This is a genomic window from Micromonospora sp. NPDC005367 (assembly GCF_040606825.1).
Classification (GTDB): Bacteria; Actinomycetota; Actinomycetes; order Mycobacteriales; family Micromonosporaceae; genus Micromonospora.
Window position 1 is genome coordinate 80,940 of record NZ_JBEXFP010000017.1, and the last position, 19,666, is coordinate 100,605.

A 19,666-nucleotide genomic window follows, 5' to 3' on the forward strand; every position below is an offset into this window, starting at 1 on the left:
CTTGCCCCGCCCGGCCGCCGATCAGTCGCTTGACTGACTGCTTGCGCAGTGCAGCTAGGCCGGCTCGGCAGCGGATCCGGTCACGCCGTCGGCTCGAACCGGTCGGCGGTCGACAGCACCCCCGGCAGCAGGTCGGCCAGCACCGCGATGCCGTCCGGGCTGAGCACCGACTCCGGGTGGAACTGCACCCCGGCGAAGGCCGGCCCGCGCAGCGCGTGCACCGCGCCGTCCGCGGTGTCGCGGGCCAGCTCCACCCGCCCGTACGGGGTGTCCAGACCATCGGTTGCGGCAACGGCGGTGAAGGTGGCGTAGAAGCCCACCCGGCGTGGCGTGCCGAAGACGTCGATCTCCCGTTGCAACCCCTGGTAAGGGGCGTCGCGTTGGTGCAGTGGCAGCCCGAGCAGCCCGGCCAGCACCTGGTGTCCCAGACAGACCGCGAGAGTCGGCCGGCCGGCGGCCAGCAGCCCGGCGAGCAGCCCGCGCAGTGCGCGCATTTTCGGCTCGGTGGTGCTGCCCGGGTCGCCCGGGCCCGGGCCGACCACCACCAGGTCGTATCCGTCCAATGGTCCGGGCGCGTCCCACGGTCGTACGGTCACGGCCAGGCCGAGCGCCCGCAGCTGGTGGGTGAGCATGCCGGTGAAGGTGTCCTCGGCGTCGACGACCAGCGCCGAGCGCCCGGCCAGCGCCGGCAGGGCGCCGACGCCCGGTGCCCGCTGGTCCAGCCAGAACCGGGCCAGCGGCGCGTTACGTGCGGCGAGCGCGGCGCGTACCTCCGGATCGGCGGCCAGCCGTGGCGTCGGCCCCCGCCCGGCCCGGGCCGCCTGCGGGCCGAGCCCGAGCGCGGCCAGCACGCCGGCGGCCTTCGCGTGCGTCTCCGCCACCTCGCCGGCCGCGGTCGAGTGCCTGACCAGGGTGGCGCCGACCGACACGCGCAGCGTCCCGTCGGGGGAGATCTCCGCGGTGCGGATCAGGATCGGCGCGTCCAGGGTCTGCCGGCCGGCGTCGTCGTGGCCGAGCAGGGCCAGCACGCCGGCGTAGTAGCGTCGCCCGGTGCGCTCGTGCCGGGCGATCACCCGGCAGGCGTTCTCCATCGGGCTGCCGGTGACCGTCGGCGCGAACATCGTCTCCCGCAGCACGTCCCGGACGTCCCGGGTGCCCCGGCCGGCGAGCAGATACTCGGTGTGCGCCAGGTGGGACATCTCCTTCAGGTACGGGCCGACCACCTGCCCGCCGTCCTCGGCGACGGTGGCCATCATCTTCAGCTCCTCGTCGAGCACCATGTAGAGCTCCTCGACCTCCTTCTGGTCGGCGAGGAAGCGCAGCAGCGCGGTCCGGTCCGGTTCGGCGCCGGCGTGCCGGAACGTGCCGCTGATCGGGTTCATCATCACCAGGCCGTCGTCGACGCTCACGTGCCGTTCCGGGCTCGCGCCCACCAGCACCCGATCGCCGGTGTACACCACGAAGGTCCAGTACGCGCCCCGCTCGCCGAGCAGCAGCCGGCGCAGCGCCGCCAGCGCGGCCACCAGGGGCGGATCCTGCACGGTGGCGGTCAGTGTGCGGTGGATGACGAAGTTGGCGCCCTCGCCCCGGCCGATCTCCTCGGCGAGCACCCGGTCGACCGCGGCGGCGTACTCCTCGTCGGTGACGTCGAACGCGGCGTCGCTGGTACGTACCGGTTGGTCCGGCAGCGCCGCGAGCGTCTCGGCCAGACCGATCCGCTCGTACCGTGTCACCAGCAGGCACTCCAGCGGCATCCCGTCGTCGACGCAGGCGAAGCCGCGTTCGGTGATCTGCCGGAAGGGCACCAGCGCCAGCGTGCGCGGCCCGGACGCGCCCTCCGGCAGCGGGATGTCGGCGAGCCGGTCGACCGTGCGGACCGGGCCCGTGAACAGCTCCAACTGGTCGGCGTCGGCGCGGCGGACCAGCGCGAACGGGCCCGGGTCGGCGCCCGCGGACACGGCGGTGAGCAGGTCGTTCAGGTGGATCATCGGGTTCTCCTGGTGCCGGGCGGCGCCGGTGTGGGCGGCCCGGGTTCCGGAGATCCGGCGACCGCCTCGACAGGCGGCCGCGTGGATGGTTACGCGCGGGGGATGGCCGCCAGGTCGGCGGGCCACCAGCAGGTCGGTTGCGCGAACATGCGCCCACCATACGCGCACGCGCACCGGTGCGGAAGCCGATCGGGCGTACGCCCCGGCCGACCGCGCCCCGATCCGGACTCAGCGGGTGTTTGAGCAGGCCCGCCCGCAGCGAGCATCCTCGAACACCCTCCTGGAGCGGGTAATTTGACCGGCGATGAACATTCTCGCGCTCGACCTGGGCACCTCCTCGGTTCGCGGGCTGGTCCTCGACGAGGACACGCAGCCCGTGCCGGGTGCCCTCGCGCGGCGGAAGGTCAGCCTCGCCGTCGGCGATGACGGCACCGGCACGCTGGAAGCACCGGCCTACCTGGCCGGCCTCGTCGAGTGCCTGGACGAGCTCTCCGAGTCCGGGCACCTGCACGACGTCGAGCTGGTCGCGGTCTCCGGGCAGTGGCACTCCGTGGTACCGCTGGACGCCGCCGGCGAACCGCTCGGGCCGGCGCTCACCTGGCTCGACACCCGGCCGGTGCTGCCGGCGTCGGCCGCCGGGCCGGCCGACCCCGACGACTACCACCAGCGCACCGGCACCTGGTGGCACCGCGGCTACTGGTCCGTACGACTGCCGTGGTTGCGGGAGCAGACCGGCGGCCGGGTGGCGAGGTTCGCCGGCGTGGTCGAGTACGTGCTGGCCCAGCTTCTCGACGAGGCGCCGATGTCCATCTCCCAGGCGTCCGGCACCGGCCTGCTCGACCTGCGTTCGCTGACCTGGGACGAGGAGGCGCTCGCGCTCGCCGGTGTGCGGCCCGGTGATCTGCCGGAGCTCGCTCCGCTGCAGTGGCGCGGACGACTCCGGCCCGACCCGGCGAAGAGGTGGCCGGCGCTGGCCGGCGTGGGCTGGACCGCCGTGGTGGGTGACGGCGGGGCGTCGAACGTCGGTTCCGGCTGCGCCGATCCGAGCCGGGCGGCGGTGACCGTCGGCACCTCGGCGGCGGTACGGCTGATGCAACGGGTGCCGGCCGGGCAGGAGATGCCCCGCCTGCCCGAGCGGTTGTGGCGGTACCGCGTCGATCACGACCACGTGGTGACCGGGGCCGCGTACTCCTGCGGAGGGAACCTCTTCTCCTGGGCCAGCCGGGAGCTGCGGCTGCCCACCGGCGCCGAACTAGACGCGGCGTTGGCGCTGGTGCCGCCCGGCGGCGGACGCCCGGCCGATCCCCGCTACGGCGGCGATCGGCCGCCGGGCCTGGCGCCGGCCGGCACCGGCGAGCTGCGCGGGCTGAGCTTCGGCACCACGGCGGTGGACATCCTGGCCGGGCTCATGCAGGGCCTGTGTGAAATGGTGGCACGGGATCTCGAGGTGCTGGAGTCCACCGTCGATCGGCAGGTGTCCGTGGTGCTGGGCGGCGGGGCGATGGCCGCATCGTTGTGGTGGCGGCAGGCGTTCGCGGCGGCGCTCGCCCCGCGCGCGGTGTCGCACCAGCGGAACCCGGAGATCGGCGCGACCGGCGCGGCGTTGGTCGCATTGGGACGGTTCGAGGTGGCCGTCGAGTTGGCCGGCATCGGCCGGACGGATGAGTTGATCTCACCGACCACGACAGGTCGACCCCGTCCACAGTATCCTTCCTAGACTTCGACTGCGCTCGAGCCGTTGACACCGCTCCCGCGCCTGGTTGGATGGACTCCGCTCCCCGGTCGCGGTGGACGCGAGGGGAGAAGGAGGCAGCGTGGGCGTAGGTGCGGGCCCGGCGCTCGGGGCGGTGCCCAACCATCGCCGTCGTCACTTCGACGAACGGGTCGTGCCGCACCGGCGCCGCTCGCCGCTGCGACTGCGCGACTGGCGCATGGGCACGAAGCTCGCCACCGTCCTGGTCGTCCCGTCGGTGGCGTTCCTGGTGCTGGCGGGCGTGCAGACCAGCACCCTGGTCGGGCAGACCACGGTGCTCGGTGACTTCGCCGAACAGGTCGGCATCGGCCGGCAGATCACCGCGGCCGTGCACAGCGTGCAGCAGGAACGGGACCGCACGGCCGGTGAGCTCGCCGAGCTGCGCCGCGCGGCGGGCTCGGCCGACCGTACCGCTGCCATCGAGGCGTTGGAGCCGTTGCAGGCGGCCACCGACCGGGCCGTCGCGGACCTGCGCCGTGCGGCGGAGCCGCTGGCGGACGCGGACGCGTCGTGGCGGGTGGCGTACTCCGAGGTGCTCGAGGCGTACGACCGGATCGTCTACATCCGTCCCGCGGTGCCACCCGCGGTGCTCAGCAGCGACACGATCCTGAGCAACTACCACCGTGCCGTCAACACCTTGCTCGACCTGCTCGCCGAACCGGATCCGGGCCAGGGCCGTACGGCGCTCAGTGACGCGGTGCTGCGCTACGTGCAGTTCGCCCGCGTCAAGGAGCTCTCCTCCCGGATCCGCGCCGAGCTCTACGCGGCCGCCCGGGCCGGCCGGTACGGCTCGGAGGACCAGATCGTCCTCTCCGACCTTCGTGCCCAGCAGCTCACCGCGCTCGGCGCGTTCCGGGTCGCCGCGACCAGCGAGCAGATCCGCCGGTACGACCGGATGTCGGTCGATCCGACGTTCGCCGCGGCCGCCCAGTTGGAGGAGCGCAGCCTGCCCACCGGCGGGGCGGCGCCCGAGGTACTGCCCGCCTCGCAGTGGTGGCCGGCCAGCGAGGCGCGGCAGGAGCTGCTGCGGCAGGCCGAGGGGAGTGTGCTGGCCGACGCGGTCCGGCAGGCTGACGACGCGGCGACGGGTCAGCTGCGTACGACGCTGCTGGTGGCCGGTGGGATCGTCGCGGTGCTGCTGGTCGCCGTGCTCATCTCGCTGCTCATCGGTAGGTCGATCGCCCGGTCCATGCGTCTGCTGCGCAGCCAGGCCCTGCGGATCGCCCAGGTCGAGCTGCCGGACGCCCTGGACCGTTTGCGAACCGTCACCGGTGGGGTGCCGCATATCGAGGTCGCCCCGGCGGTGGTCCGGTCGCTGGACGAGATCGGGGAGCTGGCGGAGGCGTTCGTGGCGGTGCACCGCAGCGCGGTCAGCGTCGCGGTCGAGCAGGCGGCGATGCGGCGCAACGTCAACGCCATGTTCGTGAACCTGGCCCGACGCAGCCAGGTGCTGGTGGAGCGGCAACTCGAACTGCTCGACGACCTGGAGCGCGAGGAGAACGACCCGGACCAGCTGGAGAACCTGTTCAAGTTGGACCATCTGGCCGCCCGCATGCGGCGCAACGACGAGAGCCTGCTGGTGCTCGCCGGCACGGAGTCCACCCGGCGGTGGCAGCGGCCGGTCGCGCTCGGCGCCGTCCTGCTCGCCGCCGCCGCCGAGATCGAGCAGTACCGGCGGGTCCGCCACGAGTCGGTGCCCGACCTGCACCTGGTCGGTCACGCGGTCGGGGAACTGGTGCACCTGCTCGCCGAGCTGTTGGAGAACGCGACCGCCTTCTCCCGGCCCGACACCGTGGTCTCGGTGAACGCCCATGCCGACGGCGTGGACGCCGTCATCGAGATCACCGACCGGGGGCTGGGTATGAGCCCGGCCGCGCTGGTCGAGGCGAACGGCGTTCTCGCCACGCCGCCGGCCGCCGACGTCGCGACCGTCGAACGGATGGGCCTGTTCGTGGTCAGTCACCTCGCGGCCCGCCTCGGCGTCCGGGTACGGCTGCACGGCGGTGAGCAGGGGCTCGTCGCGGTGCTCCAGCTGCCGGGCTCGTTGCTGGCTCCGGCGCCGGCGGAACAGGTGGCGGGGACGGTCCCGGCCCGGATGTTGACCACCGGAGAAGCCTCGCCCGCGACGCGCGGACCGGACGACCAGCCGGTGGCGGGCCGCCCGCCGGTCGCGGCGCCCCGGCAGGGACGACCAGTGCCGGTCCGCGCCGAGGACGTGCTCACCCCCACCGCCGGCGGGGCGGGTGGCGGCTGGTGGTCCCGGAAGGCGCCGTCGGCACCCGCTCGGCCCGGGCCGGTCATGTCGTCCGTGACTCCGGTGACGGGGGGCGTGAACGCACGCGGCCTGCCGGCGCGCGTGCCGATGGCCCAGCTCGCGGCGATGAGCGGGTCGATCAGGCCGCAGCCGGGGCCGCCGACGCACGACCCGGACCCGGACGCGGTCGGCGGAATGCTCTCCCGCCTCTACAGCGGAGTACGGCGGGCAGAGGCGGAGGACACCACCGAGATACCTGTGCCGCCTACCGGTGGGCGCAGCGAAGGAGGACGACAGTGACGACCTTGAGTCAGGAGGCGCAGGACCTGAGCTGGCTGGTCAGTGGCTTCGCCGAGCGGGTGCCAGGGGTTGCCCACGCGGCGGTGGTCTCCTCGGACGGGCTGCTGGTGGCGATCTCCGATCACCTGCCCAGGGACAATGCGGACAAGCTCGCCGCGGTGACCTCCGGGCTGATGAGCATCACCTCTGGCGCGGCGCAGATCTTCGACGGGGATGTGGTCAAGCAGACGGTCGTCGAGATGGGCCGGGGCTACTTCCTGGTCATGCAGGTGCGGGACGGGTCGATCCTCGCCACCCTGGCGGCCGGCGACGCCGACATCGGCGTGGTGGGCTACGAGATGGCCCGGCTGGCCAAGCAGGCGGGGGAGATGCTCACTCCGGCGCTGCGAGCCGAGTTGCAGCAGGCGTTGCCGCGCTGACCGGCGGGTTTCTTCCCGGTGACCCGCGGGCCCACGGGTCCGCCGGCCCGTGGCCCCGGGCTCGGCGTGCCGAGCCCGGGGTGGCGAGTCGCCGCTCAGAAGCCGTTGTCGGCGATGACGGCGCGGTACCAGTGGGCGCTGCGCTTGAGGATGCGCCGCTGGGTCGGGTAGTCCACGTACACCAGGCCCCAGCGCTGGTCGTATCCCTCATCCCACTCGAAGTTGTCGAGCAGCGACCAGACGTGGAAGCTCTCCAGCGGAACCCCGGCCGTCACTGCCCGGTGTGCGGCGGCCAGGTGGTCCCGGAGGAAGGCGACGCGTCCCGCGTCGTCGACGGTGCCGTCGGCGTCCAGGGTGTCCGCTGTGGGCAGTCCGTTCTCCGTCACGGTGAGCGGGATCGGCCCGTAGTCGCGGGTGACCCGGGTCAGGATGTCGTACATCCCCTGCGGGTAGATCTGCTGCCAGTCGGCCTCCGAGGTCGGCCAGCGTCGTGCGGTGCCACCGCCGGCCGTCACGTAGATCGGCGTGTAGTACTGCACCGCGAGGATGTCGATCGGTGACGAGATGATTTCCAGGTCCCCGTCGGCGATGCCCTGCACCATCCGGCTCTGCGGCCCGAGATCCGCGAGTACGTCCTGCGGATAGCGGCCGGCGAAGACGGAGTCGAGGTAGAGGCGGTTCTCGTAGCCGTCGTAGAGCCGGGCGGCGGCCGCCGCCTCGGGCGAGTCGTCGGCGGGGTAGCAGGGGTGCAGGTTCAGCGCCGGTCCGATGCGACCGGGACCGGTGGCGCGCAGCGCCCGTACCGCCAGGCCGTGCGCGAGTTGGAGGTGGTGGGCGACCAGGTAGGCGGCCTCCGGGTCCTGCCGGCCGGGTGCGTGGTGTCCGGAGAGGTACCCGTTCTGCACGACCGTCTTCGGCTCGTTGATGGTGAGCCAGACCGGTACCCGGTCGCCGAGGGCGCGGAACAGCGTCTCGGCGTAGTCGGCGAAGCGGTAGGCGGTGTCCCGTGACTCCCAGCCGCCCGCGTCCTGCAGGGCCTGCGGCAGGTCCCAGTGGAACAGGGTGGCCATCGGGGTGATGCCGCGTTCGTGCAGGCCGTCGACGAGCCGGCGGTAGAAGTCGAGGCCGCGCTGGTTGGGGGCGCCGGTGCCGTCGGCCTGGATCCGCGGCCAGGCGATGGAGAACCGGTAGCTGCCCAGCCCGAGGTCGCGCATGAGGTCGAGGTCCTCGCGGTACCGGCGGTAGTGGTCGGCGGCCACGTCGCCGGTGTCGCCGTTGCGGGTACGCCCGGGGGTCCGGCTGAAGGTGTCCCAGACCGACTCGCCCCGGCCGTCCTCCTTCACCGCTCCCTCGATCTGGTAGGCGGACGTGGACGCTCCCCAGACGAAGCCGGGTGGGAAACGCAGCGGGGTGGGCATCGACATGTGTTCTCCTTGTGCGCCGGGCACCCGCCGAGGGCGGGAGCGCTCCCATGATTATGGCAGCACGGCCCGGTCGCGCTCCGCGTCAACCATCCCGCCATCCGCTCGGAAAAACGGACGCGAAAAAGTGGCTGACGTGGGATCACGCGCCGGACCTCGACGGAGTAACGTACGTCACTGGAGAGGCCGCTCCCCCCGTGGCGGCCTCTCTTTCTGCCGTACGGCGTCAGTGCGCGCCGGATCGACCGGATGCCGCAACCCGGGGTGCCCGGCCGGCAGCGACCGGCGTACCACCACCCAGCTCACCGCCAACGCCGCAGCCACCAGCGGCCAGGTGAGCGCGACCCGGGACACCACCAGCGCCACCACCTGTCCGCCGAGATAGAGCGGGACGAAGACCGCGACGCGCAGCAGGTAGGTGGCGGTCCAGATCCAGCTGCCCCGCCCGTACGCCCGCACCAGCGCCGCGTCCCGCCGCCACCGGGTGCGTTGGCCGAGCGCGGCGCCGACCACCACGCCGAGCAGCGGCCAGCGCAGCACGATGCTGACCGCCCAGGCCAGCGCGCTGGCCGCGTTGGAGAGCAGTTGCAGCAGGAAGAAATCGGCCGCCCGACCGGTACGCAACGCGATCAACGCCGCCACGCAGACCGCCAGCAGCCCGATCAGCACGGAACGAGGTCGGTCGCCTCGACGTAGCCGCCAGACCGCCACCCCGGCCCCGGCGACCACCGCGGCACCGACCCCGGCCCAGAGCGACTCGCCGCCCAGCAGCCAGCCCACCGCGAACGCGACCGGCGGCAGGGTCGCGTCGACGGCCCCGCGGCGACCGCCGAGCAGGTCGGCGAGCGACTCCGACCGGCCCCGATCGGCAGTGGCCGAGCGTTCGGAGGCGTCGGCCGGGGAGGGGGTGTCGTGCTGCCGTGCGCCGGTCATCGTCACCTCCTCGCCTTACTTCCAACCTAACCGCACGAAGCGGGCGGGCCACCCGTTGCCCACGCGGCAGCGGTCGCTAACGTTGGCCCGTGCGGGCGACGGCGAGGGGTTGGACGGCGGTCTGGCTGGTCGTGTTCGTTCTGGTGCAGGTGGCCGCGTTCCTCGTGACCTGGCAGGTGGCGCTGCACACCGGACTCGGCCAGTGGGTCGACACCGTGGCGCTGACAGGCAACCGGATCGGGCAGGACCGCATCGACGAACCGGTGGACCGGATCCTGAACGCCATGTCGGTGGTCTCGCTGCTGGCCGCGACCGCCGTGATCGGGTTCATCGCCCTGATGCGTGGCCGGATCGCGCTGGCGATCACCGCGACCCTGCTGATCGCCGGCGCCAACGTGTCCACCCAACTGCTCAAGCACGGGCTGTCCCGCCCCGACCTCGGCATCGACCTCGCACGCATCTACGCGGGCAACAGCCTGCCGAGCGGGCACGCCGCCGTGGCGGCCTCCGTGGCGGTGGCGCTGGTGCTCGTCCTGCCGGCCAAGGTGCGCGCGTTCGGCGCGTTCGTCGGCGCCGGCTACGCGGCCGCCGCCGGAGTGGCGACCCTCTCCGCCGGCTGGCACCGCCCCAGCGACGCGCTGGCCGCGTTCCTGGTCGTGGGCGTCTGGGCGGCACTGGCCGGGCTGGTCCTGCTGTTCACCCAACGGGAACAGGCGCAGTTCTCCACCGCCGACGCCCACCGGGTCGCCTCGACGGTGCTCGGCGTCGGCGGAGTGATCGCCCTGGTGATCGCCGGGCTGTCCCTGGGCTGGTTGACGGACCTGCGCGCCGTCGAGCCGGAGGAACTCACCCGGCGGGCGCTCTTCGTCGCCTACGCCGGCAGCGCGGCCGGCATCGCCGGAACGATGGCGGTGGTGATGGCGCTGGTCCTCGCCGTGGTGCACCGGCTGGTCCCGCGCTACCAGGGCTGAGGCACGCTCAACGGAAGTACGTGCCGACCATGGTGCCGCTGGCGAACTCGTGACCGGCCACCGCCTCGTGCACGTCGGTCGCCTGCGGCGCGTCCGGCAGCTCCAACGGGCTGTTCAGCGCGTACAGGCGGAAGAAGTAGCGGTGTGGATCGTCGCCGCGCGGCGGCTGCGGACCGGCCCAGCCGACCTCGCCGAAGCTGTTTGGCCACTCCCGTGCGCCCTTGGGCACCGCTCCCTCCGGCAGCCCCGCGGAGGCCGGCCGGATGCCGGTGACCAGCCAGTGCAGGAGCGGCGTACGGCCGGCGTCCAGGTCCTCGACGAGCAGGAGCAGCTCGCCGGCCGACTCTGGTACCTGTGACCACTCCAGCGGCGGCGAGATGTTGCCGCCCTCGCGGGAGAAGCGAGCCGGCAGCAGATCGTGGTCGTTGAACGCGCTACTACGCATCATGATCCCGGCCATCGGTGCCGCCTCCCTCAGTCGAGTCCGCTGCGCGCGTACCCGCCGGGCCTGCGCCGAAACGGCCGGCGATCACCGGGACGGCAGGGCCGTGAGAGGGTACGGGGCAGCCGGTGAGGGGAGCAGCAGTGGACACCGTAGAGGTGGCGTTCCGGAACGAGTGCACCCGACTGGGCGAGGCCCTGCGGGGCCTCTCCGAGGCGGAGCTGGACCGGCCCACCGACTGCCGGCCGTGGACCGTACGGGAACTGCTCGCCCACGTCCGCAGTGGCGCCGGTCGGCTCGCCGACATGCTCGCCGCGCCCGCCCCGCCCCGGGCGGAGGTGGACGCGGCCACGTACTTCGGTGCGCCGAAGTTCACCCCGGAGGTCGACGCCGCCCGCATCGACAGCGGCCGGCGGGAGGCCCGTGAACTCGACGGCGCGGCGCTGGTGGCGGACTTCGAACGGGCCTGGCGGGCGACCGAGGTCGCGGTCGCGGCCGCACCCGCCGACCGGGTGGTGCTCACCCGGCACGGCGACGCGATGAGCGTCACCGAGTTCCTGCGCACCCGGGTCGTGGAGGTGGGGGTGCACGGCCTGGACCTGGCCGCCGCGCTCGCCCGCGAGCCGTGGCTCACTCCGGCGGCCGCGCAGGTGATCGGCGAGCTGCTCACCGGCGGACGGCCGGTCCCGCCCGAGCTGGGCTGGGACCGGCTCACGCTGATCCGCAAGACCACCGGCCGGGCGCGGCTCAGCGAACGGGAGCAGGCCGTCGTCGACGGGGCCGGCTTCCGCTGGCTCTCCTTCGGCGGCTGATCCGCCGGTTCACTGAAAGCGCGCAGCGGCGGCGGGGTGTGTGGCTCAGCGTCGAAAGGCGTCGCTCACGGTGAGCGTGTCCTCGTACAGGTGCATACGCTCGATCCGGCCGTCGTCGGAGATGGTGAAGTGCATCGCGACCGGCGTCTCGAACCGCTTGCCGGTCGCAGCGACGGTGTGTGAGAACCGCGAGAACACGACTGCGTCGCGGCCGTCGATGACGGTCCTGCCGAGGTCCGCAGTGCTCTCGCCCGCGACGAAAGCCGGCCACATCGTGAGGAAATACTGGGCGACGTGCTCGCGCCTGGAACGTCGCCCGGTCCACGGCAGCTCCTCGCCGCCCGGGACGTACCAATCGATCTCCTCAGCGAACAGTTCGCCAAGGCCCTCCGCGTCCTGGCTGGCCAGGCGCTCCAGGAACTGGTTGATGAGGGACTCGGTGATTTGGGTTCGGCTGGTCATGACTGCGTTCCTTCCTGCTTGTCGTGCGTGGCCGGGAAAACTCCGTCCTGCTCGGGGACTTGCAGCAGGTTGGGATGAATCGTCGAGTGGTGCCGTCCACGGTGCGCCTCAGCTGCTTAGTCTTCTGCGGTCTTGGGCGACGAGGCTGGTGAACGCGAGGATGACGGTCAGTGCCGCGTAGCAGACGACTGCAGCCGCTGACCGATCACGCCGGACGCACCGGCGAGGAATACCCTCATGCTCTCTCCTGTGTAGTAGTTGGCCGTACGTCGACGCGTGCAGAGCCACGTCCCTCGGGAGGCGGTGGGGGTCGGTCAGGCGTTGTAGCCGCCGTGGGCGTCCAGCACCGCGCCCGTGACGTACGAGGCGGCGGGGCTCGCCAGGAAGGCGATCGCCGCGGCGATTTCGTCGGGGTGGCCCATGCGCTGCAGGGACAGCGAGCTGACCAGCGCCTTGAGAGTCTCGGGGTTCGGCGGTTCCATCCCGCTCTCCATCAGTCCGGCCTGCACGACGTTGGCCGTGATGCCCCGCGATCCGAGGTCCCGCGCGACGCCCATGGTGTACCTCTCGATCCCCGACTTGGTCGCCGCGTAGTCGGCAACGCCGGGGACGCCGACCCGGGTGCCTAGTCCGGAGCTCACGGTGATGATTCGGCCGTGCGCGCGTAGTACTCGCGAGGCGGCCCGGATGATGGCGATCACGCCGAGGTAGTTGGTGGCGTGCATCCGGTCCAGTGCGGCGGTGTCGACATCGGGGTCGTCCACCGTGCGGCCCTGCTCGGGCGAGATGGCCGCGTTGTTGACGAGGATGTCCAGGCCGCCGAAGTAGGCGAGCACGTCGTCTATGAGCGCTGGCGCGCTGCTCATGTCGGCCTGGTCGGACTTGAAGGCGACGGCTTTCGCTCCCTTGGCGCGTGCTTCGTCGACGACGTCCTGCGCCCGCTTTTCGGAGCTGACGTAGGTGAACGCGACGTCGGCGCCCTGCTCGGCCAGCAGCCGTACGGTGGCGGCTCCCAGCCCGCGGGATCCGCCGGTGACCAGGGCGACCTTGCCGGTGAGTGGCTTGTTCATTCTTCAACACCTCGTTGTTTGATCGATCCGTGGTCGTAACCGTAATCGTTACGACGAGGTGGTCGCAACAATTACTGTTACGACGTGGCGGTTGTAACATTGAGTGTTACGGCCGAGGGGAAGGGAGGGGCATTGAGCGCCAACAGCAGGTTGACCATCGCCGCCCACGCGCTTGCCTGGATCGGGCTCTACCAGCGTCGTGGCCATGAGGTCGCGACGTCCGAGCAGATCGCGACCAGCGCGAGCACCAATCCCGTGGTGATCAGGCGGCTGCTCGGCGAGCTCCGTAGGGCGGGGCTCGTGGAGTCCCGGCGGGGCGGAGGCGCGGGCTGGTCGCTGGCGCGCGAGCTGGAATCGATCACCCTGCTCGACGTGTACGAGGCTGTGGAACCCGGGCCGCTGTTCGGGATGCACCGCGCGACCCCGGACCAGGAGTGCGTGGTGGGTCACGGTATCCAGCCGGCGATGCAGGGCATCTACGAGGGCATCGAGGAGGGTCTGAGACGCGAGCTGGCCCGCGTCACGCTGGAGGACGTGCTCCGCGACGTCCTCGCGGCATCGCGCTAGACGGTGCCGCTAACGCGGTGACGCGCGCACCGAGGTGCCGGGTCGACCCCAGGGCCGGGTTGTTCCCGGCCCCGTGTCCGCACGTGCAGGGCTTCCGGCGAGCAGCTGTACCGCGAGTGTGCCGGTCGCCTCCATCGCGTACCGCTGCATCCTCGGACCGAAGGTGATGCGCGTCGCGCCCAGCCGTGCCAGCTCGGCCACGGACTCCCCGTCCGGTGCGGCGGCCATGTTCAGTGGCCCCTCAATGCTCTCCCGCAACACCGGCAACACCTCGGGCGGCGCCATGAGTGGGTATACGCACTCGGCGCCGGCAGCCACGTACAGGCGGGCGCGTGCCACGGCGTCGACCGGGTCGCCCGTCCCGAACAGGAAGGTGTCGACGCGCGCGTTGATGAAGAGAGCGTCACCCGCCTCCGCCCGCACCTCGGCCAGCCAATCCGCGTGCCGCTGAGGGTCCTTGAGCGCGTGCCCCTCGGAGTCCTCCAGGTTGCAGCCGACGGCACCCGTTTCGAGGAGCCGCCCGACCAACTCCCCGGGGGCGAGGCCGTAACCGCCCTCGATGTCGGCGGACACGGGCACGGCGACGGCCCGGACGATCCGCGCCACCGCGGCGAACATCTCCTGAGGCGGAGTCGAGCCGTCGTCGTAGCCGAGCGAAGCAGCGATCCCGGCGCTCGGAGTGGCGAGCGCGGAGAAGCCGGCGTCGGCGAAGACCCGCGCGCTGGCGACGTCCCACGGCCCCGGCAGGACGAGCGGGTCGCCGACGGCGCGGCCCTGGTGCAGGGCGCGGAAAGTGGAGGCAGTCACCTCTGACCCCTCTCGAGGGGATGCTTCGGATTCATGCGCACCACGCTACGCGCGCATTGGCCCTGGGATATGGTCCACTTCGATGGCAAGTTCTCGGGCCAATTCGCCGGCCGACCCTCCCTCCGGGTTCGGCGCCGACCTGCATCTGGAACTCGGCGGACCCGGCCTGCGCGCGGGGCTCGCCGACGCCCTGCGGGAGGCCGTGCGCACCGGGCGGCTGGCGCCCGGCACCCGGCTGCCGTCGTCCCGTTCGCTCGCCGCCGATCTCGGCATCGCCCGCAACACCGTGGCCGGGTCCTACGCCGAACTGATCGCCGAGGGCTGGCTCACGGCCCAGCAAGGCTCCGGGACCCGGGTGGCCAGGCGGGTCGAGCCAGGCAGCGCCGTGCGCGCCGTTCGCCGTACGGAACCGATCCCGCGCCGTCCCACGCACGGACTGCTCCCGGTGGAAGCTGAGACCTCGGCTCGGTTTGGCCGACCCGAACAGCGCTGACCTGATCCACTCGGGCTCCTGGAAGTTGGGGTGTCAACCCGCGCGGATACCCCGACTTCGGGGAAGCCGAGTCGATCAAGGCAGTCGTCGAAACCGACTCCTCTTGTGCAGATGCGACCCAGACAAACTAAACCGTGCTGCGAGTGCGAGCTGAGCGGCGTCTTCCGGGCCGCAAACTCCATGGGCTAAGGTGACCGCCGTGACGGTGTTTCGGATGAGTGAGGCAGCCGAGTTGCTCGGTGTCAGCGTGGACACGGTGCGGCGCTGGGTCGATGCCGGACGGCTCACCGCCGGGCGGGACGAGCAGGGCCATCGGGTGATCGACGGGGTCGATCTCGCCGCGTTCGTCCGGACGCAGGCCGGTGATCCGGAGAGTCGCGTGGAGGAGTCGTCGGCGCGCAACCGGTTGCGCGGCATCGTCACCGCCGTAATCAAGGACGCGGTGATGGCGCAGGTGGACATTCAGGCCGGCCCGTTCCGGGTGGTGTCGCTGATGAGCCGGGAAGCCGTCGACGAGCTGGACCTCAAGGTCGGGTCGGTGGCGGTCGCCGTCATCAAGTCGACCACCGTCGTCGTGGAGAAGCCCACGGCGAACGCGGGCAGCAGGGGGAGGACCGGCTCGTGACGACACGACGGTTGCGTACCGCACTGACGGCCGTCATCGCGCTGGCGGTGTTGGGCCTGGCCGGCTGCGGTGATGGGAAGTCCGCCGGCCGGGAGCCGGGCAGCGCGAGTTCCGAAGCGACGGGCAGCGTCACCGTGTTCGCCGCCGCGTCGCTGACCGAATCGTTCACGCAGCTCGGCAGGGACTTCGAGGCGGCCAACCCGGGCACGAAGGTCACCTTCAGTTTCGCCGGTAGCTCCGCCCTGGCGACGCAGATCAACCAGGGTGCCCCGGCCGACGTGTTCGCCTCCGCGGCCCCGGCGAACATGAATTCCGTCGTCGACGCGGGCAACGGCGACGGTACCCCGACGACCTTCGTGCGGAACCAGCTCGTCATCGCCGTACCCGAGGGAAACCCCCACCGGATCGGCGGCCTGGCCGACCTGACCAGGCCGGACGCCAAGGTCGCGCTCTGCGCCGAGCAGGTCCCGTGCGGTGCGGCGGCGAGGAAGGCGCTCGACGCGGCAGGGGTGAAGCTCACGCCGGTCACCCTCGAACGGGACGTCAGGGCCGCACTGTCCAAGGTGAAGTTGGGCGAGGTCGATGCCGCGTTGGTCTACCGCACCGACGCGAGGACGGCCGCCGCGGACGTCGACGGTGTCGAGTTCCGCGAGTCGGCCGGGGCGGTCAACGACTACCCGATCGTCGTGCTGAAGGACGCGGCCGACAAGCCGGCGGCAGAGGCATTCGTCAAGTACGTGCTGTCCGAACCGGGCCGTGCCGTGCTCACCGCAGCCGGATTCCAGGCCCCGTAACCGATGTCCCGGCTCGACACCACCGTGGCGCGCCCCGGCCGGACCGCGCCACGGCCACGGTCCCGGCACACGACCCGCATACCGCTGGCGCTGCTCCTGCCCGCCTCACTCGGACTGCTCTTCCTGGTCCTGCCACTCGCCGGTCTGCTCGCCCGCACCCCCTGGACCTCGCTGCCGCAACGGCTCACCGAGCCGGGCGTCCTCACCGCCCTGCGGCTGTCCCTCCAGACCGCCACCCTCGCGACGCTGCTCTGCCTGGTCCTCGGGGTGCCCCTGGCCTGGCTTCTCGCCCGGATCGAGTTTCCCGGCCGGCGGATCGTGCGCGCACTGGTCACCGTGCCCCTCGTCCTGCCACCGGTGGTCGGCGGCGTCGCCCTGCTGCTCGTCTTCGGCCGGCGCGGGCTGCTCGGGTCCTGGCTCGACTCGACGTTCGGCGTCACCCTGCCGTTCACCACCACGGGCGTGGTGCTCGCCGAGGCCTTCGTCGCCATGCCTTTCCTCATCATCGCGGTCGAAGGGGCGCTACGCGGCGCCGACAGCCGCTACGAAGAAGCCGCTGCCACTCTGGGCGCGAACCGGTGGACCACCTTCACACACGTCACCCTTCCGCTGGTTGCGCCCGGTGTCGCCGCGGGAGCCGTGCTGTGCTGGGCGCGCGCACTGGGGGAGTTCGGCGCCACCATCACCTTCGCCGGCAACTTCCCGGGGCGTACGCAGACGATGCCGATCGCCGTCTACCTCGCCCTGGAAACCGACCTGGAGGCCGCCATCGTGCTCAGCCTCATCCTGCTCACCGTCTCCGTGGCGATCCTGGCCAGCCTCCGCGACCGTTGGATCAGCGCACCATGACCACCGACGTCACGGTCCACCCGGCGGAACGGCACGTCAGCGGGCCGCTGCTCGACGCCCGGCTCGTCGTGGAGCGCGGGACCTTCCGGCTCGACCTGCCACTGACGATCAACCCGGGTGAGGTCGTCGCGCTGCTCGGCCCCAACGGAGCCGGAAAGAGCACCGCACTGCGGGCCCTCGCCGGGTTGCTGTCCCTGTCGGCAGGGCACCTCACCCTTGCCGGGCGCGAACTCGACAATCCGAGCCGCCGGACGTGGACGCCCACCGAGCAACGCCGGATCGGGGTGGTCTTCCAGGACTACCTTCTCTTCCCCCACCTCAGCGCGCTGGACAACATCGCGTTCGGCCCCCGCCGGCGCGGCGTGAATCGGCAGCAGGCACGGCGCCAGGCGGCCGACTGGCTGGAACGGATGGGGCTCGCCGAACACGCCCGCCGCAAACCCCGGCAACTCTCCGGCGGGCAGGCCCAGCGGATCGCCCTCGCCCGGGCCCTCGCGGTCGACCCGGCGCTGCTGCTGCTCGACGAACCGCTCGCCGCGCTCGACGCCCGTACCCGGCTCGACACCCGCGCCCAGCTCCAGCAGCACCTCGCCGCACATCGCGGCGCCACCCTGCTGGTCACGCACGACCCGCTCGACGCTCTCGTGCTCGCCGACCGGCTCGTCATCATCGAACACGGCCAGGTGATCCAGGAGGGCGACGCCGCCACGATCACCGCGCAACCGCGTACCGACTACGTGGCCCGCCTCGTCGGCCTCAACCTGTACCGAGGTCGCGCCAGCGGCCACACCGTCCTGCTCACCGACACATTCCGGCTGACCACCGCCGAACAGCACGACGGCGACGTCTTCGTGGCCTTCCCGCCATCAGCCGTCGCCCTGCACCCGAACCACCCCGACGGCAGCCCCCGCAACAGCTGGCCCGCCACCATCACCGGCATCCAGCCGAACGGCGACAACCTCCGAGTCCAACTGGCCGGCCCGATCGATCTCGCCGCCGACATCACCCCGCTCGCCGCCGCACAACTCCACCTCGTGCCCGGACAGCGCGTCTGGGCAGCGGTGAAAGCGACCGAGACCCGCGCGTACCCCGCCGCGCCGTCATAGCTGGGGTTCCCACGCTGACCGTCGGGCGCGCCAGCGCGCGCCCGACCCTCGGCGCTCGTCGTGATGGCAGCTCCGGGTCCGCCGGCACCGGCCGGCCAGGTCGGTGGCCCGGCGGCACAGAAGCCTGGGTAGCGTGCCTGTCATGAGTGAGGACACCTTCCGCTCGGTCGAGATCGAGCGCACCAGCTTGGGAAAGTACGTCGTCCGGAACGCCCGCGGCGGATCGTTGTCGATGGGCTCGGGCGAGGAGGGCAGCTTCACCCCGGTGGAACTGCTCCTGGCGGCCATCGGCGGCTGCACCTCGATCGACGTGGATCACATCACCAGCCGCCGCGCCGAGCCGACCCGGTTCGCCGTCAAGGTCACCGGCGACAAGATCCGGGACGAGAGCGGAAACCGGATGGAGAACCTCACCGTCGAGTTCACCGTGGCGTTCCCGGAGGGCGCGGACGGCGACAAGGCGCGCGAGGCGCTGCCCCGATCGCTGCAGCAGTCGCACGACCGGCTCTGCACCGTCTCCCGTACCGTCGAACTCGGCACCCCGGTTTCGATCGTCGAGGCGGCCGGCACCAGCAGCGACTGAGGTCTCCGGTCTCAGCCTGCATGCACGGGCCCGATCCGCGACCTCGGTGACGGGGCGGCGCCAGGGCCGCGAAGCGTGAAGCCGTCTCCGCCCTCGTTAGCCCAGACCGAGCCGGTGCAACGCGAGCGCTACGAACCCGCGTACCGATCGGTCCCAGCCGGCCACGTCGGCGTCGAAGTCCGAGCCTCGGGCGTCGGTGAGGACGTCGAGGGCCCGGTCGGGTAGCCGATCGCCGAGCCGGTACGCCAGCCCCACCGCCGCTGTGACCCGGACGACCGGCACGGCCCCGGACAGCAGCTCGCGGAGGCAGGCGTCGATCCGCTGCGAATTGACCGGGCAGTGGCCGAGGGTCAGGTTGGCGCTCGCCCGGGCCGCCGCCCGGAACTCCTCGTCCGAGACGGCGACGAGTCCGGTAAGCGCGGCCTCGTCGGGTGCGAACCAGGCGAGAAGCTCGGCGGCGTACGCGGCCAGCAGCGGGTCCGGGTCGGTGAGCCAGCGGACGTACCGGTCGGTGTGCTGGCCACCGGCCTGGAAGGCGTCGGCCTCCCAGCGAACCACCACGGCGTCGGCCAGTTCCGCGACCTCCTCGTGGTCGAACAGGTCCTCGGCCTCCAGATGCCGTTCCACCAGCACCGACTGCTCGTCCGTGACGCCTTCTGCGGCGGCGAAGGCCCGTTGCGGATCGAACGGCAGCTCGTCGTCGCGTCGGTCCCCGAGCACCACCAAACGCAGCAGGTCGACCACCGCCGCCCGGTCCGGGGTGGCCGGGTCGTCGGCGAGCGCCGCCAGGAACGGCACCACCTGGCAGCTCGCCCCCCACCGCGTGCCCTGGTGGTAGACGTTGCCGAACAGCTCGGACAACGCACCGCGCCGGACCGGCGCCTCCGCAGAGCGCAACGCCCGCAACTGGTCCGGTACGTCGACGGCCGGCCCGTACGCGTGGTGCAGCGACTCCCACGGGACCTCATCCAGCCCGGCCAACGGGTCGATCAACTGATCCATGCGCCGGTTCTACCA

The 19,666-nt window shown here is 72.1% G+C and carries 19 protein-coding genes and 1 pseudogene; 12 read left to right on the forward strand and 8 right to left on the reverse strand.

The features are described from left to right. Positions 1–80: 80 nt before the first annotated feature. A complete protein-coding gene (locus ABZS42_RS14745) occupies positions 81–1,988 on the reverse strand; it encodes an anthranilate synthase family protein (protein ID WP_355145355.1) in 1,908 nt (635 codons plus the stop codon). A gap of 304 nt (positions 1,989–2,292) precedes the next feature. On the opposite strand from ABZS42_RS14745, the gene ABZS42_RS14750 reads away from it, so the two are divergent. The 3 genes from ABZS42_RS14750 to ABZS42_RS14760 all read left to right on the forward strand — a co-directional run bounded on the left by ABZS42_RS14750 (position 2,293) and on the right by ABZS42_RS14760 (position 6,714). Then, a complete protein-coding gene (locus ABZS42_RS14750) occupies positions 2,293–3,705 on the forward strand; it encodes an FGGY family carbohydrate kinase (protein ID WP_355145357.1) in 1,413 nt (470 codons plus the stop codon). Positions 3,706–3,802: 97 nt separating this feature from the next. After that, the gene (locus ABZS42_RS14755) at positions 3,803–6,295 is read left to right on the forward strand and encodes a nitrate- and nitrite sensing domain-containing protein (RefSeq protein WP_355145359.1); all 2,493 of its coding nucleotides are present in this window, start codon (positions 3,803–3,805) and stop codon (positions 6,293–6,295) included. Positions 6,296–6,300: 5 nt separating this feature from the next. Continuing rightward, a complete protein-coding gene (locus ABZS42_RS14760; protein ID WP_355145455.1) occupies positions 6,301–6,714 on the forward strand; it encodes a roadblock/LC7 domain-containing protein in 414 nt (137 codons plus the stop codon). Positions 6,715–6,809: 95 nt separating this feature from the next. On the opposite strand, the gene ABZS42_RS14765 is transcribed toward ABZS42_RS14760, so the two are convergent. Both ABZS42_RS14765 and ABZS42_RS14770 read right to left on the reverse strand, forming a co-directional pair. Then, positions 6,810–8,138 carry a GH1 family beta-glucosidase gene (locus tag ABZS42_RS14765; RefSeq protein WP_355145361.1) on the reverse strand — a complete coding sequence of 443 codons (1,329 nt, stop codon included), beginning with the start codon at positions 8,136–8,138 and terminating at the stop codon, positions 6,810–6,812. Positions 8,139–8,309: 171 nt separating this feature from the next. Further along, positions 8,310–9,068, reverse strand: coding sequence for a DUF3159 domain-containing protein (locus ABZS42_RS14770; protein WP_355145363.1), 759 nt, complete (start codon positions 9,066–9,068; stop codon positions 8,310–8,312). A gap of 89 nt (positions 9,069–9,157) precedes the next feature. On the opposite strand from ABZS42_RS14770, the gene ABZS42_RS14775 reads away from it, so the two are divergent. Beyond that, the gene (locus ABZS42_RS14775; RefSeq protein ID WP_355145365.1) at positions 9,158–10,039 is read left to right on the forward strand and encodes a phosphatase PAP2 family protein; all 882 of its coding nucleotides are present in this window, start codon (positions 9,158–9,160) and stop codon (positions 10,037–10,039) included. A 7-nt stretch (positions 10,040–10,046) separates the two neighbouring features. On the opposite strand, the gene ABZS42_RS14780 is transcribed toward ABZS42_RS14775, so the two are convergent. Then, positions 10,047–10,499 carry a YbhB/YbcL family Raf kinase inhibitor-like protein gene (locus ABZS42_RS14780; protein WP_355145367.1) on the reverse strand — a complete coding sequence of 151 codons (453 nt, stop codon included), beginning with the start codon at positions 10,497–10,499 and terminating at the stop codon, positions 10,047–10,049. Between the two features lie 125 nt (positions 10,500–10,624). On the opposite strand from ABZS42_RS14780, the gene ABZS42_RS14785 reads away from it, so the two are divergent. After that, positions 10,625–11,293 (forward strand): maleylpyruvate isomerase N-terminal domain-containing protein, encoded by a 669-nt coding sequence (locus ABZS42_RS14785; protein ID WP_355145369.1) that lies wholly within the window; start codon positions 10,625–10,627, stop codon positions 11,291–11,293. 45 nt (positions 11,294–11,338) lie between these two features. Here ABZS42_RS14785 and ABZS42_RS14790 read toward each other — a convergent pair whose 3' ends face one another. Next, positions 11,339–11,755, reverse strand: coding sequence for a nuclear transport factor 2 family protein (locus tag ABZS42_RS14790; RefSeq protein ID WP_355145371.1), 417 nt, complete (start codon positions 11,753–11,755; stop codon positions 11,339–11,341). 314 nt (positions 11,756–12,069) lie between these two features. Beyond that, positions 12,070–12,825, reverse strand: a complete 756-nt coding sequence (locus ABZS42_RS14795; RefSeq protein WP_355145373.1) for an SDR family oxidoreductase — start codon at positions 12,823–12,825, stop codon at positions 12,070–12,072. Positions 12,826–12,957: 132 nt separating this feature from the next. Here ABZS42_RS14795 and ABZS42_RS14800 point away from each other — a divergent pair, with 132 nt between their 5' ends. Next, on the forward strand, positions 12,958–13,392 hold the full coding sequence (locus ABZS42_RS14800) for an Rrf2 family transcriptional regulator (RefSeq protein WP_355145375.1): 435 nt from the start codon (positions 12,958–12,960) through the stop codon (positions 13,390–13,392). Positions 13,393–13,401: 9 nt separating this feature from the next. Here the strand turns inward: ABZS42_RS14800 and ABZS42_RS14805 are convergent, their stop codons facing one another. Continuing rightward, positions 13,402–14,199, reverse strand: coding sequence for an isocitrate lyase/phosphoenolpyruvate mutase family protein (locus tag ABZS42_RS14805; protein ID WP_355145377.1), 798 nt, complete (start codon positions 14,197–14,199; stop codon positions 13,402–13,404). A gap of 82 nt (positions 14,200–14,281) precedes the next feature. On the opposite strand from ABZS42_RS14805, the pseudogene ABZS42_RS14810 reads away from it, so the two are divergent. From ABZS42_RS14810 to ABZS42_RS14835, 6 genes and pseudogenes are all read left to right on the forward strand, one after another. Next, positions 14,282–14,575: pseudogene (locus ABZS42_RS14810) on the forward strand (winged helix-turn-helix domain-containing protein); the annotation flags it as partial. A gap of 316 nt (positions 14,576–14,891) precedes the next feature. Further along, a complete protein-coding gene (locus ABZS42_RS14815; protein ID WP_355145379.1) occupies positions 14,892–15,317 on the forward strand; it encodes a TOBE domain-containing protein in 426 nt (141 codons plus the stop codon). Next, a complete protein-coding gene (gene modA, locus ABZS42_RS14820; RefSeq protein WP_355145381.1) occupies positions 15,314–16,111 on the forward strand; it encodes a molybdate ABC transporter substrate-binding protein in 798 nt (265 codons plus the stop codon). Before ABZS42_RS14815 ends, modA begins: the two co-directional genes overlap by 4 nt. A 3-nt stretch (positions 16,112–16,114) precedes the next feature. Further along, positions 16,115–16,960, forward strand: coding sequence for an ABC transporter permease (locus ABZS42_RS14825; RefSeq protein WP_355145383.1), 846 nt, complete (start codon positions 16,115–16,117; stop codon positions 16,958–16,960). Next, complete coding sequence (locus ABZS42_RS14830; RefSeq protein WP_355145385.1) at positions 16,957–18,066, forward strand: ABC transporter ATP-binding protein; 1,110 nt, start codon at positions 16,957–16,959, stop codon at positions 18,064–18,066. The genes ABZS42_RS14825 and ABZS42_RS14830 overlap by 4 nt, the downstream gene beginning before the upstream one ends. 142 nt (positions 18,067–18,208) lie before the next feature. Continuing rightward, positions 18,209–18,649 (forward strand): OsmC family protein, encoded by a 441-nt coding sequence (locus tag ABZS42_RS14835; protein WP_076473637.1) that lies wholly within the window; start codon positions 18,209–18,211, stop codon positions 18,647–18,649. A gap of 96 nt (positions 18,650–18,745) precedes the next feature. On the opposite strand, the gene ABZS42_RS14840 is transcribed toward ABZS42_RS14835, so the two are convergent. Next, the gene (locus ABZS42_RS14840) at positions 18,746–19,651 is read right to left on the reverse strand and encodes a hypothetical protein (protein WP_355145387.1); all 906 of its coding nucleotides are present in this window, start codon (positions 19,649–19,651) and stop codon (positions 18,746–18,748) included. Between the last annotated feature and the right edge of the window lie 15 nt (positions 19,652–19,666).

Coding starts and splice junctions, on each gene's coding strand:
- ABZS42_RS14770 (WP_355145363.1), bottom strand. CDS start 9,068: ATGACCGGCGCACGGCAGCACGACACCCCCTCCCCGGCCGACGCCTCC.
- ABZS42_RS14780 (WP_355145367.1), bottom strand. CDS start 10,499: ATGGCCGGGATCATGATGCGTAGTAGCGCGTTCAACGACCACGATCTG.
- ABZS42_RS14835 (WP_076473637.1), top strand. CDS start 18,209: ATGAGTGAGGACACCTTCCGCTCGGTCGAGATCGAGCGCACCAGCTTG.
- ABZS42_RS14765 (WP_355145361.1), bottom strand. CDS start 8,138: ATGTCGATGCCCACCCCGCTGCGTTTCCCACCCGGCTTCGTCTGGGGA.
- ABZS42_RS14745 (WP_355145355.1), bottom strand. CDS start 1,988: ATGATCCACCTGAACGACCTGCTCACCGCCGTGTCCGCGGGCGCCGAC.
- ABZS42_RS14750 (WP_355145357.1), top strand. CDS start 2,293: ATGAACATTCTCGCGCTCGACCTGGGCACCTCCTCGGTTCGCGGGCTG.
- ABZS42_RS14825 (WP_355145383.1), top strand. CDS start 16,115: ATGTCCCGGCTCGACACCACCGTGGCGCGCCCCGGCCGGACCGCGCCA.
- ABZS42_RS14830 (WP_355145385.1), top strand. CDS start 16,957: ATGACCACCGACGTCACGGTCCACCCGGCGGAACGGCACGTCAGCGGG.
- ABZS42_RS14840 (WP_355145387.1), bottom strand. CDS start 19,651: ATGGATCAGTTGATCGACCCGTTGGCCGGGCTGGATGAGGTCCCGTGG.
- ABZS42_RS14790 (WP_355145371.1), bottom strand. CDS start 11,755: ATGACCAGCCGAACCCAAATCACCGAGTCCCTCATCAACCAGTTCCTG.
- ABZS42_RS14795 (WP_355145373.1), bottom strand. CDS start 12,825: ATGAACAAGCCACTCACCGGCAAGGTCGCCCTGGTCACCGGCGGATCC.